This window comes from Rhodanobacter soli (genome assembly GCF_039523495.1).
GTDB lineage: Bacteria > Pseudomonadota > Gammaproteobacteria > Xanthomonadales > Rhodanobacteraceae > Rhodanobacter > Rhodanobacter soli.
Genome location: NZ_BAAAFK010000002.1, coordinates 76,717 through 91,190 on the forward strand (window position 1 = coordinate 76,717; position 14,474 = coordinate 91,190).

At 70.2% G+C, this 14,474-nt stretch carries 12 protein-coding genes; 11 read left to right on the forward strand and 1 reads right to left on the reverse strand.

The annotated features are described in order from the left end of the window. The 11 genes from ABD024_RS15405 to ABD024_RS15455 all read left to right on the forward strand — a co-directional run. On the forward strand, nucleotides 1-174 hold a 174-nt coding region (locus ABD024_RS15405), incomplete at its 5' end, for a type II secretion system protein GspG (RefSeq protein ID WP_425543169.1). Nucleotides 175-177: 3 nt separating this feature from the next. Next, the gene (locus ABD024_RS15410; RefSeq protein ID WP_343855044.1) at nucleotides 178-636 is read left to right on the forward strand and encodes a GspH/FimT family pseudopilin; all 459 of its coding nucleotides are present in this window, start codon (nucleotides 178-180) and stop codon (nucleotides 634-636) included. Continuing rightward, nucleotides 633-1,055 carry a type IV pilus modification PilV family protein gene (locus ABD024_RS15415; protein WP_343855048.1) on the forward strand — a complete coding sequence of 141 codons (423 nt, stop codon included), beginning with the start codon at nucleotides 633-635 and terminating at the stop codon, nucleotides 1,053-1,055. The genes ABD024_RS15410 and ABD024_RS15415 overlap by 4 nt, the downstream gene beginning before the upstream one ends. Next, nucleotides 1,052-1,708: a prepilin-type N-terminal cleavage/methylation domain-containing protein gene (locus ABD024_RS15420; RefSeq protein ID WP_343855052.1), complete on the forward strand. Its 657-nt coding sequence runs from the start codon at nucleotides 1,052-1,054 to the stop codon at nucleotides 1,706-1,708. Before ABD024_RS15415 ends, ABD024_RS15420 begins: the two co-directional genes overlap by 4 nt. Further along, nucleotides 1,705-2,574, forward strand: a complete 870-nt coding sequence (locus tag ABD024_RS15425; protein WP_343855057.1) for a type II secretion system minor pseudopilin — start codon at nucleotides 1,705-1,707, stop codon at nucleotides 2,572-2,574. Before ABD024_RS15420 ends, ABD024_RS15425 begins: the two co-directional genes overlap by 4 nt. Continuing rightward, nucleotides 2,571-3,743, forward strand: a complete 1,173-nt coding sequence (locus ABD024_RS15430) for a PilN domain-containing protein (RefSeq protein ID WP_343855062.1) — start codon at nucleotides 2,571-2,573, stop codon at nucleotides 3,741-3,743. Before ABD024_RS15425 ends, ABD024_RS15430 begins: the two co-directional genes overlap by 4 nt. Next, nucleotides 3,740-4,387, forward strand: coding sequence for a type II secretion system protein GspM (gene gspM / locus ABD024_RS15435; protein WP_343855066.1), 648 nt, complete (start codon nucleotides 3,740-3,742; stop codon nucleotides 4,385-4,387). The genes ABD024_RS15430 and gspM overlap by 4 nt, the downstream gene beginning before the upstream one ends. Continuing rightward, nucleotides 4,384-5,118, forward strand: coding sequence for a hypothetical protein (locus tag ABD024_RS15440; protein WP_343855070.1), 735 nt, complete (start codon nucleotides 4,384-4,386; stop codon nucleotides 5,116-5,118). Before gspM ends, ABD024_RS15440 begins: the two co-directional genes overlap by 4 nt. A gap of 3 nt (nucleotides 5,119-5,121) precedes the next feature. Beyond that, complete coding sequence (gspD, locus tag ABD024_RS15445) at nucleotides 5,122-7,461, forward strand: type II secretion system secretin GspD (RefSeq protein WP_343855074.1); 2,340 nt, start codon at nucleotides 5,122-5,124, stop codon at nucleotides 7,459-7,461. 25 nt (nucleotides 7,462-7,486) lie between these two features. Then, entirely contained in the window at nucleotides 7,487-10,039 is a 2,553-nt protein-coding gene (gene hrpB, locus ABD024_RS15450; protein ID WP_425543166.1) for an ATP-dependent helicase HrpB, read from the forward strand. 131 nt (nucleotides 10,040-10,170) lie between these two features. After that, nucleotides 10,171-12,825 (forward strand): bifunctional diguanylate cyclase/phosphodiesterase, encoded by a 2,655-nt coding sequence (locus ABD024_RS15455; RefSeq protein WP_425543170.1) that lies wholly within the window; start codon nucleotides 10,171-10,173, stop codon nucleotides 12,823-12,825. A 29-nt stretch (nucleotides 12,826-12,854) separates the two neighbouring features. Here ABD024_RS15455 and ABD024_RS15460 read toward each other — a convergent pair whose 3' ends face one another. Continuing rightward, nucleotides 12,855-14,231 (reverse strand): M20/M25/M40 family metallo-hydrolase, encoded by a 1,377-nt coding sequence (locus tag ABD024_RS15460; protein WP_343855083.1) that lies wholly within the window; start codon nucleotides 14,229-14,231, stop codon nucleotides 12,855-12,857. Between the last annotated feature and the right edge of the window lie 243 nt (nucleotides 14,232-14,474).

The following is a 14,474-nucleotide window of genomic DNA, read 5'->3' on the forward strand; positions in this document are numbered from 1 at the left end:
GCGCCGAACTGGCAAGGCCCGTACGCGAAAGCGTCCGACCTGAAGGACCCGTGGGGCCACGCGTTTGGCTACCAGTACCCGGGCCAGAACGGCAGCTTCGACTTGATCTTCTACGGCCAGGACGGCAAGCCGGGCGGCGACGGCTACAGCAAGGACGTGGGGAACTGGCAGTAAGTCATGCGAGCGCGACGCGCCAACGGCTTCACCCTGCTGGAGATGCTGGCGGTGATCTTGCTGATCGGTATTGCCGTGGCGGCGGTGTCGGTGTCGGTGACGCAGGGCCTGGCCAGTGCACGCGTGCGCGCGGCCAGTGGCGAACTGGCCGGCGCATTGCGGGCCACCCGCGCGCAGGCGATCGTGCGCGGCGAGGAACAGCACTTCGACGTGGACACCCGCGCGAACAGCTACGACGGCGCGAAGCGGCAGGACGTGGCCTTGCCCAAGGGCCTGCGCGTGAGCATCACCAGTGCGAAGGAAGACCAGCCGAACGACCACACCGGGCGCATCCGCTTCTTTCCCGACGGCAGCTCCACCGGCGGGCGCATCACCTTGCACAGCGGCCAGCGCGAGTGGCACGTCAACGTGTCATGGCTGACCGGCGAAGTGCGCGTGGTCGACACGGTGGCGCAGCGATGAACGGCGCGCGCCCGCAGCGGGGCTTCAGCCTGCTCGAAGTAATCGCCGCGATCATGCTGCTGGCGATCGCGTTCACCGCGCTGATGAAGGTGGCCGGCGCTTCGATCAACCTGACTCACAACGCGGCCGAACACAGCGAGGCGGCAATGTGGGCGCGCAGCCTGCTCGACAGCGCGTTCGTGGGTGAACCCGTCAGGCCAGGCCGCCGCTCCGGCCGCTTCAATCCGCAGTACCGCTGGCAACTCGACGTGACCCCATGGAACCAGGCCGGGCCGGCGTTGCCGGGCGCGCCGTTGCAGCTGTATCAGCTGGACCTGGCCGTGTCATGGGGGCCGCCGGCGCATCCGCGTTCGGCGCATTTCCGCACGTTGCGGCTGGGCGGGCCGGTGCTTGCCAACGATGCGCAGGCGTCCCCGTGAAACGCGCCGCCGGCTTCACCTTGCTGGAAGTGCTTGCCGCGCTGGTGTTGCTGGCGTTGCTGCTGGTCGGGGTGTACTCGGGCATCCGCACCGCCACCCACAGCGTGCGTTCGGGCACCGCGGCGATCGAGCGGATCGACCAGGTGCGCTCGGCCCAGCAGTTCCTGCGCCGCGAACTGGCGCAAAGCCTGCCCCAGCCGATCAGCCACACCGAGCACGGTGAGCCGATCTATTTCGAGGGCAGCGCGCGCGAGATGCGTTACGTGGCACCGCTGCCCGGTTACCTCGGCAAACTGGGGCCGCAGTTGCAGCGGCTGCAACTGGTCGACGACGGCCATGGTGGGCTGCGGCTGGAATTGAGCCTGGCCCTGTTGCCGCCGGACGGCCAGCCGCCGCAACCGCTGGGCGAGCCGCAGGTATTGCTGGACCATATCAAGGCCGGCAGCTTCAACTATCGCGGCGTCGATCAGCAGGGCGCAGCGCTGCCGTGGTCGCCGGCGTGGGCCGACGGCCGTCTGCTGCCGCAGTTGGTGCGCGTCGAACTGCAGCTGCCGGGCTCGGTGGATTGGCCGCAACTGGACGTGCCGCTGCGGGTGAATCCGGCGCAGGCCGGCCTGCCGCAACTGGGCATGCGCGGCGGGAGCCTGCGATGAAGCGTGGGTCGCGACGGTCACCGGCCAGCCAGCGCGGGGTTGCCCTGCTGCTGGTGCTGTGGGCGTGCACGCTGCTGGCGATCCTGCTCGGCGGCTACGCCGCGCTGGCGCGCACCGAAGGCTTGCAGGCACGCTACCAGTTCGCCCAGACCCAGGCGCACTACGCCGCCGAGGCCGGCCTGATGCGCGCCGTCTTCAGCTTGCAGAGCCCACAGCAGGGACAGCGCTGGGTTGCCGATGGCCGGGTCTACACGTTCCGCTACGACGACGCCACGATCAGCGTGCGTGCGATCGACGAAGGCGGCAAGGTCGATCTCAACGCCGCCTCGCCCGACGTGCTGCTCGGCCTGTTCCAGGCCGCCGGGCTGAAGCCGGACCAGGCGCAGGCCCTGGCCGACCGCGTGGTCGACTGGCGCAACCCGGTCGGCCTCGAAGGGGAGGCGGCCAGCCAGCGTGCCGCCTACGTGGCGGACGGGCGCGATTACGGTCCGCGCAACGGCCCGTTCGCCAGCGTCGAGGAATTGCAGTTGGTGCTGGGCATGACGCCGGCGCTGTACCGGCAGGTGGCGCCGGCGGTGACGATCTGGGCGGGCGGCGCCAGCCCGGACCCGAACACGGCGCCGCCGTTGGCGCTGGCCGCGATCCCGGGAATGACGCCGGAGCAGCGCAAGATGGTCGAGGCGGCGCGGCAGCGGAATGCGGACGATCCGCGGCTGGTTCTGAACAACGGAACGACGCATAGTATCCAGTCCGAGGCAACGCTGGCCGACGGCACGCGCGCGGTCCTGCGCGCCACGGTTCGCCTGCAGGCGGGGCAGGCGCAACCGTATACCGTGCTGCGCTGGCGGGAGGGTGAGGCAGAATGAGTACGGCAACGCAGTCGCTGCAGCCGTGGGTGGATCATGTACGCCGCGGCTGGCGTGCCTCGCCGCTGCCGGGATTCCTCGGCTGGTGGGGCAGTGAGTTGCGCGGCATGCTGCCGCCGCGCTGGCGCGGCTGGTTTGGCAGCGGCGCGGACTGGCATCTGCTGCAGCACGCCGGTGCGCAGTGGAGCCTGCGCCGCAGCGGCCACGGCGAGGTGCTGGCGACCTGGGACGACGGCGCCGACCTGGCTGCCGATGGCGTGCGCGTTCCGCCGCTCGCGCTGAACGCCGCCTTGCAGCGCGTGGACCGTGAGGATCTGCGACTGGCGCTGCTGCTGCCGCCGGCGCTGGTGCTGCGGCGCACGCTGGCGCTGCCGCTGGCCGCGCGCGACAACCTGCCGCAGGTGGCCGGTTTCGAGATGGACCGGCAGACCCCGTTCAGCGTGGCGCAGGTGTACTACGCCGCACGCGAACTGGGCACGCCGGTCGCGCCGGGCCGCTTCAACGCGGAGCTGGTGGTGGTCACCCGGGACACGCTGGACCCGTTGCTGGCGCGTCTGCGCGCGCAGGACATCGCGGTCGACGCGGTGGACCTGGCGGTGGGCGATGGCCGTCTCGGCGTCAACCTGCTGCCAGCGGAGCAGGTGCCGCATCGCGCGCGTCCGCGCCGCCGGCTGAACCTGATCCTGGCGGCCGCGTGCGTGCTGTTGCTGGTCTTGGTGCTGGGCGAATGGCTGCACAACCGGCAGGTGGCGCTGGCGCAGATGCAGGCCGAGGTCGAGGCGATGCGCGGCGAGGCGCAGCAGGTGGCCGCGCTGCGCCAGCAACTGCAGGACAACGCCGGTGCCGCCGGCTTCCTGGCCCAGCGCAAGAAGAACACGGTGGCCATGCTCAGCCTGCTGCAGGACGTCACCGCGCGCCTGCCGGACAGTGCATGGCTGGAACGTTTCAGCGTCGACAACACCGGCCAGGTCGGTTTCCAAGGGCAGAGCCAGCAGGCCGCGAAACTGCTCGACGCGCTGAAGGATTCGAAGCTGATCACCGACGCCAGCTTCCAGGGCAGCATCCAGCCCGACCCGACCACCGGCAAGGAGCGCTTCTACCTGACCGCGCGCGTGAACCAGCCGAAGCCGCCCACAACGACTCCGGCGACCGGCGGGAGTGCGCCATGAAGATGACCGCCCTGAGCCCGCGCGACAGCCGCATCGCGGCGATCCTGCTGTTGCTTCTGGCGCTGGGGCTGGCCTACTTCGTGCTGTTGCACTGGTGGTTCGTGGCGCCGCTGCAGCAGGTGCGCAGCGAGATGGCCGACCTGCGCGACACGCACAGCCGCTACGCCGCCGCGATCGCGGAGAAGCCGGCATTGCAGCAGCGCATCGCCGCGCTCGGCGCCGGCCAGGCCGCCAGCAGCGCGTTCCTTGCCGCCGCCGATCCGAACACCGCCGCCGCGGACCTGATGCAACGCGTGGTCGACGTGGTCGCCGGCAACACCACCGGCGGGCGTTGCGTGGTGAGCCAGAAGATGCCGCTGCCGAATCCGCCGGCCACCGCCGGCGAGCCGTATCGCAAGGCGGCGGTGAGCATCAGTCTGAGCTGCGACGTCGAGCCGCTGGCGGCGGTGCTGCAGGCACTGGAGCAGGGCACGCCGTACCTGTTCGTCGACGACCTCAGCATCTATCGCAACCCGGTCGCCGCGCAGCAGGACAGTGCCGTGCCGCTGGAAGTGCAGTTCACCCTGTCCGGCTACGTGCGCCCGGCGCGCACCGCGCCGGCCCCGTCCGGCCGTTCGCCCGATGCCGCGGGAGCCGCGCCATGAACGCCGCCAACCAGCGTCAGCTGACCCCGTGGCTGGTCGTGTTGGTGGTGCTGCTGGGTGGCGTGCTGCTGTTGCTGCTGGCCGGCATCGGCCGCGGTGCGCAGTGGGACGAGCCGCGCTCGCTGGCGCCGCTGCCGCCGGCCGGCAACCCGGCCAACCTGCCGCAGCCGGTGCCGTTGCAGCAGTTCGCGCTGGTCTGGCAGAAGCCGTTGTTCAGCCCCGACCGCAAGCCGGTCGCGCGCGCCGCCGACGGCGGCAGCAACCTCGGCGATCTCGAGCTGACCGGCATCATCCTCACCCCCGACCTGCGCATGGCCTTGCTGCACGATCGCAATGGCGACAAGCAGGTGCGCCTGCGCGAAGGCGAGGCCCTGCCCGACGGCAGCGTGAAGCTGGTCGAGCTGCGTCCGCGCTCGGCGCTGTTCGATTCGGCGGCGGGGCGCACCGAACTGAAACTGCCGGCCGGCACGCCGATCGATCAGCCGCGAGCCGGGCCGGACGCACGCGACCAGCCGGCCGGCGAGGCGGCGATGCAGGTCGCGCCGGGCGACGCCGGGGCGCCGCCGGCGGGTGAGACCGCCGGCTCCGGTCGCGCCACGATCGTGCCGGTGCAACCCGTCCCGGCGGCCGCGCCGGGGTCTGCCAGGGAATCGGCCGCCGAGCGGCTGCGCCAGAACATCCAGAAACGTCGGGCCGCCCGCGCCGCCGCGGCCCACGAAGGAGTACGTTGACCCATGTCCCGCACGCTCACCCAGAAAATCCTGCGCACCGCCATGCTTGCCCTCGTGGCGGGCCTGGCCGGTTGCGCCAGCCTGCCGCAGCCGCATGACGACGGCGCATTGCAGCGCGAGGCGATGGCCGGCACGCAAAAGCCGGCGCCGGCACCGCTGCCGTTGAACAACGAGAGCGGCCGCCGCGGGGCGGGCGCGGCGACTGCCGAGGTCAGCCACGGCAGCGGCCAGTTCATCCGCCCGGGCGCGCTGGCCACGCCGCGACCGGCGGCCAGCGGCAACGGCGCGGTGACGTTCAACTTCGAGAACCAGCCGGTGCAGGCGGTGGTCAAGGCGATCCTCGGCGACCTGCTCAAGCAGAACTACACGATCGTGCCCGGCGTGCAGGGCAACATCTCGTTCTCCACCGCCGAGCCGGTCGATTCGAGCCAGGCGCTGCCGATCCTGGAAACCCTGCTGTCATGGACCGGCAACGCGCTGGTGCATCGCGACGGCGGCTACGTGGTGATGCCGCAGAAGGACGCGGTAGCCGGCAACCTGGTGCCCAGCCTCGGCGCCGCCGCGCCGCAGGGCGGCCTGCAGGCGCGGTTGTTCCCGCTGCGCTACATCTCCGCCAGCGAGATGCAGAAACTGATCAAGCCGTTCGCGCGACCTGACGCCATCTTGCTGGTGGATCCGGCGCGCAACCTGCTGGTGATGTCCGGCACGCCGCAGGAACTGGCCAACTACCAGAGCATGGTGCGCACGTTCGACGTCGACTGGCTGCGCGGCATGTCGGTGGGCGTGTTCAACCTGCAGTACGCGAACGTGGGCGAGCTGATGCCGAAGCTGGACGGCATGTTCGGCGTGCACGGCGACACCCCGCTGGCCGGCATGCTGCGCTTCATCCCGATCGAGCGCACCAACGCGCTGGTGGTGATCAGCACCCAGCCTGAGTACCTGCAGGAAGTCGGTGACTGGATCGCCCGCATCGACCGCGGCGGCGGCAACGAGCCGCAGCTGTTCGTCTACGACGTGCGCAACATCAAGGCGTCGGACCTGGCGAGATACCTGGCGCAGATCTATACCAACGGCGCCGGCGCCGGCAGCGGCGGCGACAATGGCGGCCAGGTCGGGCCGGGCCTGGTCGGCGCCACGTTGGGCAGCGCCGACAACGCCGGCGCGACCAGCATGGGCAGCACCGCCGGCGGCTTCGGCAGCCCGGCCGACGCGTCGCGCAACGCTGGCCAGGTCAACACCAGCGCAGGCAGCGGGTTCGGCGTCGGCGCCGGCAGTGGCCGCGAGGGCGGCGCCGTGGCCGGCGGCGGCTTCGGCAGCAGTTCGACCGGCTTCGGCACCACTGCGGCCGGCGGCGGCGCCGGCGCGGCCAGCGAGCAGCAGTACAGCTCCAGCGACGGAAGCGTGCGGATCAGTTCGGTCGACGGCAGCAACCAGCTGCTGGTGCGCGCGCGACCCTCGCAGTGGGAGGAGATCAAGGGCGCGATCAACAAGCTCGACAACGTGCCGCTGCAGGTGCAGATCGAGACGCGCATCCTCGAGGTCAATCTCACCGGCGAATTCCAGTTCGGCGTGCAGTGGTATCTGGAAGGGCTGACCGGCAGCACCACCGACAGCAGCGGCAACATCGTGCCGGGCCAGCCATACCGGCATCGCCAGATCGGCCTGGGCCAGGGCGGCAACGCGTTCGGTGGCGAGCCGTTCTTCTATTCCTTCCTCAACAGCAACCTGCAGGTCGCCGTGCGCGCGATGGAGACCAGCGGCAACACCAAGACGCTGTCGGCGCCGTCGATGGTGGTGATGAACAACCAGGTGGCCAGCATCGCGGTCGGCAACCAGATCCCGATCAACCAGACCAGCGTGAACACCGGCATCGGCACCACCACCAGCTACAGCCAGGTCAACTACCTGAGCACCGGCGTGATCCTCAACGTGCAGCCGCGGATCAATCCCGGTGGCCTGGTCTACATGAACATCAGCCAGGAGGTCAGCCAGGCCGACAAGTCGGTGCCGTTGGTCAACGGCAACCCGGCCATCTCGCAGCGCAAGCTGGCCACCCAGGTTGCCGTGCAGAGCGGCCAGACCGTGCTGCTGGGCGGCCTGATCCAGCAGGCCGAGGGCAACACCGACACCGGCATCCCGGGGCTCAACCGCGTCCCGGTGCTGGGCCGGCTGTTCGGCAGCACCAACCGCAGCCGCAACCGCACCGAGCTGATCGTGCTGATCACGCCGCGGGTGATTCGCGGCGGCGCGGATGCGAAGCAGATCACCGACGACTACCAGAGCAAGTTCGAATCGCTGGAGCCGCTGCGCGCACCGGCCGCTGCCGGCACGAAGCCCAAGTGATGTTCTGATCGATCAGGGCGGGCGCATGGTGGCGCCCGCTATCATGCGGGCGATGAGCAGTGCGCCGCCTTCGTTCCCGATCACCCCGCTGCTGCCGCAGATCCGTGCGTCGCTGGCGGCGCAGCCGCGGCTGGTGCTGGAGGCGCCGCCGGGCGCCGGCAAGACCACCCAGGTGCCGCTGGCCCTGCTCGACGCGGCGTGGCTGGCCGGGCAGAAGATCGTGATGCTGGAGCCGCGCCGGATCGCCGCGCGCGCCGCCGCGCAGTTCATGGCGCAGCAGCTCGGCGAAGCGGTCGGGCAGACCGTCGGCTACCGCATCCGCTTCGAGGCGAAGGTGAGCGCGGCAACGCGCATCGAGGTGGTCACCGAAGGCATCCTCACCCGCCTGATCCAGCACGATCCGGAGCTGGCCGGGATCGGCGCGATCGTGTTCGACGAGTTCCACGAACGGCATCTCGCCGGCGACCTCGGCGCCGCGCTGGCGCTGGACGTGCAGGCCACGCTGCGGCCGGACCTGCGCCTGCTGCTGATGTCCGCCACGCTGGACGGCGAGCGCATCGCGGCGTGGCTGGATGCGCCGCGCATCAGCAGCCCCGGCCGCAGTTTTCCGGTGCGCATCGAGCACCCGCCGGCGCGCACCCAGGAGACCGTCGAGCATCAGCTGGCCCGCGTCGCGCGGCAGGCGCTGGAAGAGAACGACGGCGACGTGCTGGCCTTCCTGCCCGGTCGCCGCGAGATCGCGCGTGTGCAAAGCGTGTTGCGGCAAACCCTGAGCCGCGACGATGTCGAAGTGCTTGCGCTGCATGGCGAGCTTTCGCTGGCCGAACAGCAGGCCGCGCTGGCACCGGCCGAGCCGGGCCTGCGCCGCATCGTGCTGGCCACCAACGTGGCCGAGTCCAGCGTCACCCTGCCGGGCATTCGCGCGGTGGTCGACAGCGGGCTCGCGCGCGAGCCGCGCTTCGATCCGAACTCCGGCTTCACCCGCCTGCAGACCGTCAGCATCTCGCAGGCCTCGGCCGACCAGCGCGCCGGTCGCGCCGGCCGTGTGGCGGCGGGTACGGCGTATCGGCTGTGGCCGCAAAGCAAACGGCTGGAGCCGGCGCGCAGCGCGGAAATCAACCAGGCCGAATTGTCCGGCCTGGCGCTGGAGCTGGCGGGCTGGGGCGTCAGCGCAAACGACGGCGACGCCCTGCGCTGGCTCGACCCGCCGCCGTCCGGCGCGCTCGCGCAGGCGCGCGAACTGCTGATCGCGCTGGCCGCACTGGATGACGATGGCCGCATCACCGCACTGGGCCGGCGCATGCTGGAACTGGGCACCAGCCCGCGGCTGGCGGCAGCGGCGTTGCGCGCACCCGCCGAACTGCGCCCGCTGGTTGCCGACCTGCTCGCGCTGATGGACGCGCGCTCGCCGCTGCGCGGCAGTGACGCGTACAACGACGACTTCCGCGTGCGCGTGACCGCGCTGCACGCGTGGCGCGACCGGCGCGGTCCGTCCTTGCGCGGTGACGTCGACGGCGGTGCACTGGCGGCGATCGAGCAGAGCAGCAAGGGCTGGCGCCGACGCCTGGACGTGCGCACCGCTGCCAGCGGCGTGCCGGACAGCCACGCGGTCGGCGAGCTGCTGCTGCATGCGTTCCCCGACCGCGTCGCGCGTCGCGACGACAGCAACCCGCTGCGCTACACGCTGGCCAACGGCCGCGGCGCACGCCTGCACGAGAACACCGCGCTGCTGGGCGAACCGTGGCTGGTCGCGCTGGACCTGCGCTTCGAGGCGCGCGACAGCCTGATCCTGGCCGCCGCGCCGCTCGATCCACGCGTGCTCGAACGCGACTATCCCGCGCAGTTCTCGCGCGAACGCACGCTGCGCTGGAACGACGAGCGTGGCGCCGCCGAGGCGTTCGACGAACGGCGTTTCGGCGCGATCGTGCTGGAACGCCGCAGCGTGCCAGTGAAACCCGCCGATGCATTGCCCGCGCTGCTTGCCGCCGTGCGCGCCAGAGGCCTGGACGCATTGCCGTGGAGCGATCACGCCAGGCGCTTGCGCGCGCGCATGCAGGCGCTGCGCGCGTGGATGCCCGAACTGGGTTTGCCGGATGTTTCCGACGCAGCGCTGCTCGCCTCACTGGAGGATTGGCTGGCGCCGCATCTCGATGGCCGGCACCGGCTCGATGCGCTGGGCGCGGAGGACTTGTCGCAAGCGCTGACGTCGCGGCTCGACTACGAGCAGCGACGCATGCTCGACGCGCAGGCACCGGAAAGCCTGGTCGTGCCGAGCGGGCAGAGCCGTCGCCTCGAGTACGCCGAAGGCGAGCCGCCGGTGCTGGCGGTGAAGCTGCAGGAACTGTTCGGCCTGGCCGACACCCCGCGCGTCGGTGGCGGGCGCATCCCAGTGACCCTGCATCTGCTGTCGCCGGCCGGCCGGCCGGTCCAGGTGACCCAGGACCTGAAGGGTTTCTGGGAACGCACCTACCCGGAAGTGAAGAAGGAATTGAAGGGTCGCTACCCGCGCCATCCGTGGCCGGACGATCCGTGGACCGCCACGCCGACGCACCGGGCGAAGCCGCGCGAGCGGCGGTGAGTCGTCGGTGGGCATCGCGACCTGGGTGGCGGTGCAACCACATCGCAGTTGTGTACCATCGGCAGTCACGACACCGCGTGGTGGATCCCTTGTCAGAGAGAGAGGATTTCGACGAATTCCGTCTGGCGGCGATGGACGGCCGCGGCGAACCCGATGTCGTGGTTTCGATGCCCTCGCCATGGCGGCTGACGGCCTGGCTGTGGGGCATGCTCGCCTTGCTGTCGGGGTTGGCACTGGCGCTGGCCGTATACCATCAGCAGAAGCAGCGGCGGGAGGTGGAGCAGACCTTCGTCCGCGACGAGCTGGCCAACAAGGCCTATGCGGCGCTGCAGACCAAGTTGCACTCGGCGGAGTCGATGCTGCGCGCAGTGCAGACCCTGTTCCTCGCCTCGGATGAGGTGACCGCGACCGAGTTCAACAACTTCTATACCAACCTGCGCCCCCGCGAGCAGTTCCCCAGCCTGCTTGCGCTGGCCTATGCGCAGCGTGAACCGGGTCCCGATGGCTGGCATTACATGACCCGCTGGGTCGAGCCGATAGAGGGGAACGGGGCGGTGGTCGGGCTCGATGTGGGCGCACAGCCGAACAATCTCGCCGGCCTGCTGGCTTCGCGCGACAGCGACCGGGCAACCTTGTCGGCGCCGTTCCGCCCGGTGCAGCAGCTCGTCGCCGCGGCAGCGGATGACGGCATCACGCTGCGGTTGCCGGTATTCAGCTCGGGGAGGTCGCCGCAAACAGTCGACGAGCGGCGGCAGCGCATGCGCGGCTCGATTGCGGTGTCGTTCCGGGTGAGCAGCCTGATCGGCAGCGCATTGCCGGACCAGGTGACCCGCGAATTGAACCTGCGTCTCAGCGACGTCACCGATGTCCGGCACGTGTTGCCGCTGTTCGATTCGAGTCCGGGCGCGGCGATGGCGCCGGACGGGTACCGGTTCGAGCGCCGGCTGGCCTATGGCGGGCGGGTGTGGAACGTGTCGATGCGGTCGCGTGATGCCGGCCCGGCCGCAATCGACTGGCGCCAGTCCACCTTGCCCGCCGGCCTGCTGGTGAGCCTGCTGCTGGCGCTATTAGTGTATTCCGTCGTGAGCACCCGCCAGCGTGCGCTTGCGCTGGGCTGGCGGATGAGCCGCCGCTACCGCGAGAGCGAGGAGCGCTTCCGTGCATTGAACGAATTGCTGCCGGCGCTGGTGCTGCTGGCCGAGGTCGATGGCGGGCAGGTCACCTACGCGAACCAGGCCTCGCGCGACCGCCTCGGCGAACGCGTGACCGAACGGCAGCTGCCCGACCTGTTCGAGGACCAGGACCTGCGCGCACAGCTGCAGGATGCCGATACCCGCGGTTGCAGCCGGATCGAGGCGGTACTGCACAACGATGAGGGCGTCCGCTTCTGGGCCAGCGTGGCGATCTCGCGGGTACTGCTGAGCGGGCGTGACAAGCTGCTGATGGTGGCCAGCGACATCAGCGAACAACGCCAGCTGACTGAGCTGCTGAGCCACCAGGCCAGCCACGACGCGCTGACCGAGCTGTACAACCGGCGCGAGTTCGAGCGCCGCCTGCACGGTGCGCTGGCGGCGACCGCCATCGGCACGCCGTTGGCCGTGCTGCTGTACATCGATCTTGATCAGTTCAAGCTGATCAACGATACCTCCGGCCACCTCGCCGGCGACCAGCTGCTGGCCCAGCTGGCGATCGTGATGCGCAAGCAGCTGGGTGGCACCGATGTGCTGGCCCGGCTCGGCGGCGACGAGTTTGGCGTGCTGGTGACCGACGTGGCCGACCGCGCGGGTGCCGAACGGATTGCCGAGCGCGTGCGCCGCTGCATCGACGGTTACGTGTTCATCTGGGAGCAGCGCAGCTACATGGTCAGCGCCAGCATCGGCGGCGTCGCGATCGATCGCCCCGGCATCCTAGTGAAGGACCTGCTGGCGCAGGCCGATACCGCCTGCTACATGGCCAAGGAACTCGGCCGCAACCGCGTGCATTTCTATTCCCAAAGCGATGACGAGACGGTGCGCCGGCACAGCGAGATGGAATGGGCGAACCGGCTGCGCTGGGCGGTCGACGAGCATCGCCTGATGCTGACCTACCAGGAGATCTGGCCGCTGCCGCTGGCTGCCGGCGGCCAGCCCGACATCGAGGTGCTGCTGCGCTTCCGCGAAGAGTCCGGCCAACTGGTGATGCCCGGCGTGTTCATGCCCGCGGCCGAGCGCTACGGCCTGATGCCGGTGGTCGACCGCTGGGTGATCGAGACCACGCTGGCCAACTTCGACCGGCTGCACCCGACCGGCGGCGTGCTGCGCATGGTGGCGATCAACCTGTCCGGCGCCAGCGTCGAGGACGAGGAACTGGCCGATCTGATCATCGAGCTGCTGCACCGTTACCGGGTGGAGCCGTCGCGCGTGTGCTTCGAGATCACCGAGACCGTGGCGGTGCGCAACCTGTCGCAGGTGGTGCGCTTCATGGAGCGCCTGCGTGCGGCCGGCTGCCGCATCGCGCTGGACGATTTCGGCGCCGGCATGTCCTCGTTCACCTATTTGAAGAACCTGCCGCTGGACATCATCAAGATCGACGGCAGCTTCGTGCGCGACATGCTCACCGACCCGGTCAGCCACCTGATGGTCAGGGCAGTCACCGACATCGGCCACCGGCTCGGCCTGGAAGTGGTTGCCGAATGGGTGACCGACGCGGAGACCGTGCAGGCGCTGACGGCGCTGGGGGTGAACCGGGTACAGGGCTTCAGCCTGCACCGGCCGGAACTGGCGCTGTTCCAGCGCGACTTCGAATAGGCTCCGGGCGCGGTACTGCCGGCGCCGCTTCAGCGACCGGCGCTGCTCGATGCCGCTGCCGGCGAACGCTCGAAGCTGCCGGCGTCGCCGGGGAACACCACCGGGCTCTCGTAGCCGTCGGCCGAGACCGACGACACGCCGAAGAACCAGTCGTCGATCACCACGTCCTGCAGCACCGCGTGGTCGACATCGCCGACCGCGCGCTGATGCTGCCATTGCGCCGCGGTGGTATCGCGCCAGTGCACACGATAGCCGGCGGCAGCGGGCACTTTGTGCCAGCTCAGCGTGGTGTCGGTGGCCACGGCGCCCTGGCTGTCGACGCCGGTCGGCGGCGCCGGCGCGCGGCTCAGCGCGGCCATGGTGATGGCGTTCAATGCGGTGACGCGGGCGAGGTAGCGGAAGTCGATGCCGTCGATGGTGTCACCGTAGTGCACACCGCCCTCGCTGCGCAGGTCCTGGTGCTGCCGGGTGTAGTTCTCGTGCGCCTCGGTGACCCGCACGGCGGGATACCCCGCTTCGAGGAACGGCACCTGATCGCCGCCGCGGCCATAGCGGTCGGTGCGGTAGACCATGCGCACCTGGAAGTCGGGCAGGTAGCTGTCGGCGAGGCGGTCGATGTAGCGGGCGAGGTTGCGCGAGGGCGAATCCACCTCGCCGCCGTGGTAGCGGCGGTAGTCCGCCTGGGCCGCCGTCTCGTTGCTCTTGGTGCCTTCGGAGAACACGCGCACGCGGGTGTTGTCGATCACCCCGTTCTGGCCCTGGCTGTTGCCCACGATGTCGTTGTTGAGCTGCGCCTCGACCTGCCAGCCGTGCGCGACCGCGTAGTCGGCCAGCACCTTGCCGCCGTACAAACCTTGCTCCTCGCCGGACAGGGCGGCGAATACCAGGGTGGCGTCGTTGTCCTGCTTCGACAGCAGTCGCGCCGCCTCGATCAGGGCGGCGACGCCGGAAGCGTCGTCGTTTGCGCCGGGCGCATCGCTGGTGGCGTTCATCACGTCGGTGACGCGCGAGTCGAGGTGGCCGGTCATCACGATCACCCGGTTCGGATCGCGCTTGCCGCGCTTGATCGCGACCACGTCCATCACCTCGGTCGGCTGCGGCGCGCGCTTGCCACTGAACTTCTGCGACGGCGTCACCACCTCGATGCAACCGCCGCAATCGTGCGAGATCGCCTCGAAGCGCGACTTCACCCAGCGCCGCGCGGCGCCGATGCCGCGGGTATCGGACTTCGTGTCGGAGAGCGTGTGGCGGGTGCCGAAACCGACCAGTCGGGTGATCGTCGCGCGCAGTTCCGCTTCGCTCGGCGCGTTGGCCAGTGCGTGCAGCGCCGGTTGCTCGGACGGCGCGACGGTCGCTGCCTGGCTGGCGCCGGCCGCAGCCAGCAGCAAGAAGAAAAGGACTGGCATGGCTCGAAGCATCGTTCGCATCCTTCAGCGGGGAAGGACGCACGATACAACGCCTGTGCAGGCTCCGGCAGCTTCGGCCGCGCTCGGGTTGTGGGTGCGTGCGCAGGTCGCGCGGGTGCCCTGCACCCAAGCGGTTGTGGGCGTCAGGCTTCGTTTGCACAGCGTGTGCTGTCGTCCTCTGCCGGCGATGAAAAAAGCCCGGTCTTGCGGCCGGGCTTTTCGCTGGGATGACTTGGCGGCGGC

Bases quoted from the DNA above. Each gene is read 5' to 3' on its own strand.
- ABD024_RS15430 (WP_343855062.1), top strand. From the start codon at position 2,571: ATGAGTACGGCAACGCAGTCGCTGCAGCCGTGGGTGGATCATGTACGC.
- hrpB (WP_425543166.1), top strand. From the start codon at position 7,487: ATGGTGGCGCCCGCTATCATGCGGGCGATGAGCAGTGCGCCGCCTTCG.
- ABD024_RS15415 (WP_343855048.1), top strand. From the start codon at position 633: ATGAACGGCGCGCGCCCGCAGCGGGGCTTCAGCCTGCTCGAAGTAATC.
- ABD024_RS15440 (WP_343855070.1), top strand. From the start codon at position 4,384: ATGAACGCCGCCAACCAGCGTCAGCTGACCCCGTGGCTGGTCGTGTTG.
- ABD024_RS15455 (WP_425543170.1), top strand. From the start codon at position 10,171: ATGGACGGCCGCGGCGAACCCGATGTCGTGGTTTCGATGCCCTCGCCA.
- ABD024_RS15460 (WP_343855083.1), bottom strand. From the start codon at position 14,231: ATGCCAGTCCTTTTCTTCTTGCTGCTGGCTGCGGCCGGCGCCAGCCAG.
- gspD (WP_343855074.1), top strand. From the start codon at position 5,122: ATGTCCCGCACGCTCACCCAGAAAATCCTGCGCACCGCCATGCTTGCC.
- ABD024_RS15410 (WP_343855044.1), top strand. From the start codon at position 178: ATGCGAGCGCGACGCGCCAACGGCTTCACCCTGCTGGAGATGCTGGCG.
- ABD024_RS15425 (WP_343855057.1), top strand. From the start codon at position 1,705: ATGAAGCGTGGGTCGCGACGGTCACCGGCCAGCCAGCGCGGGGTTGCC.
- gspM (WP_343855066.1), top strand. From the start codon at position 3,740: ATGAAGATGACCGCCCTGAGCCCGCGCGACAGCCGCATCGCGGCGATC.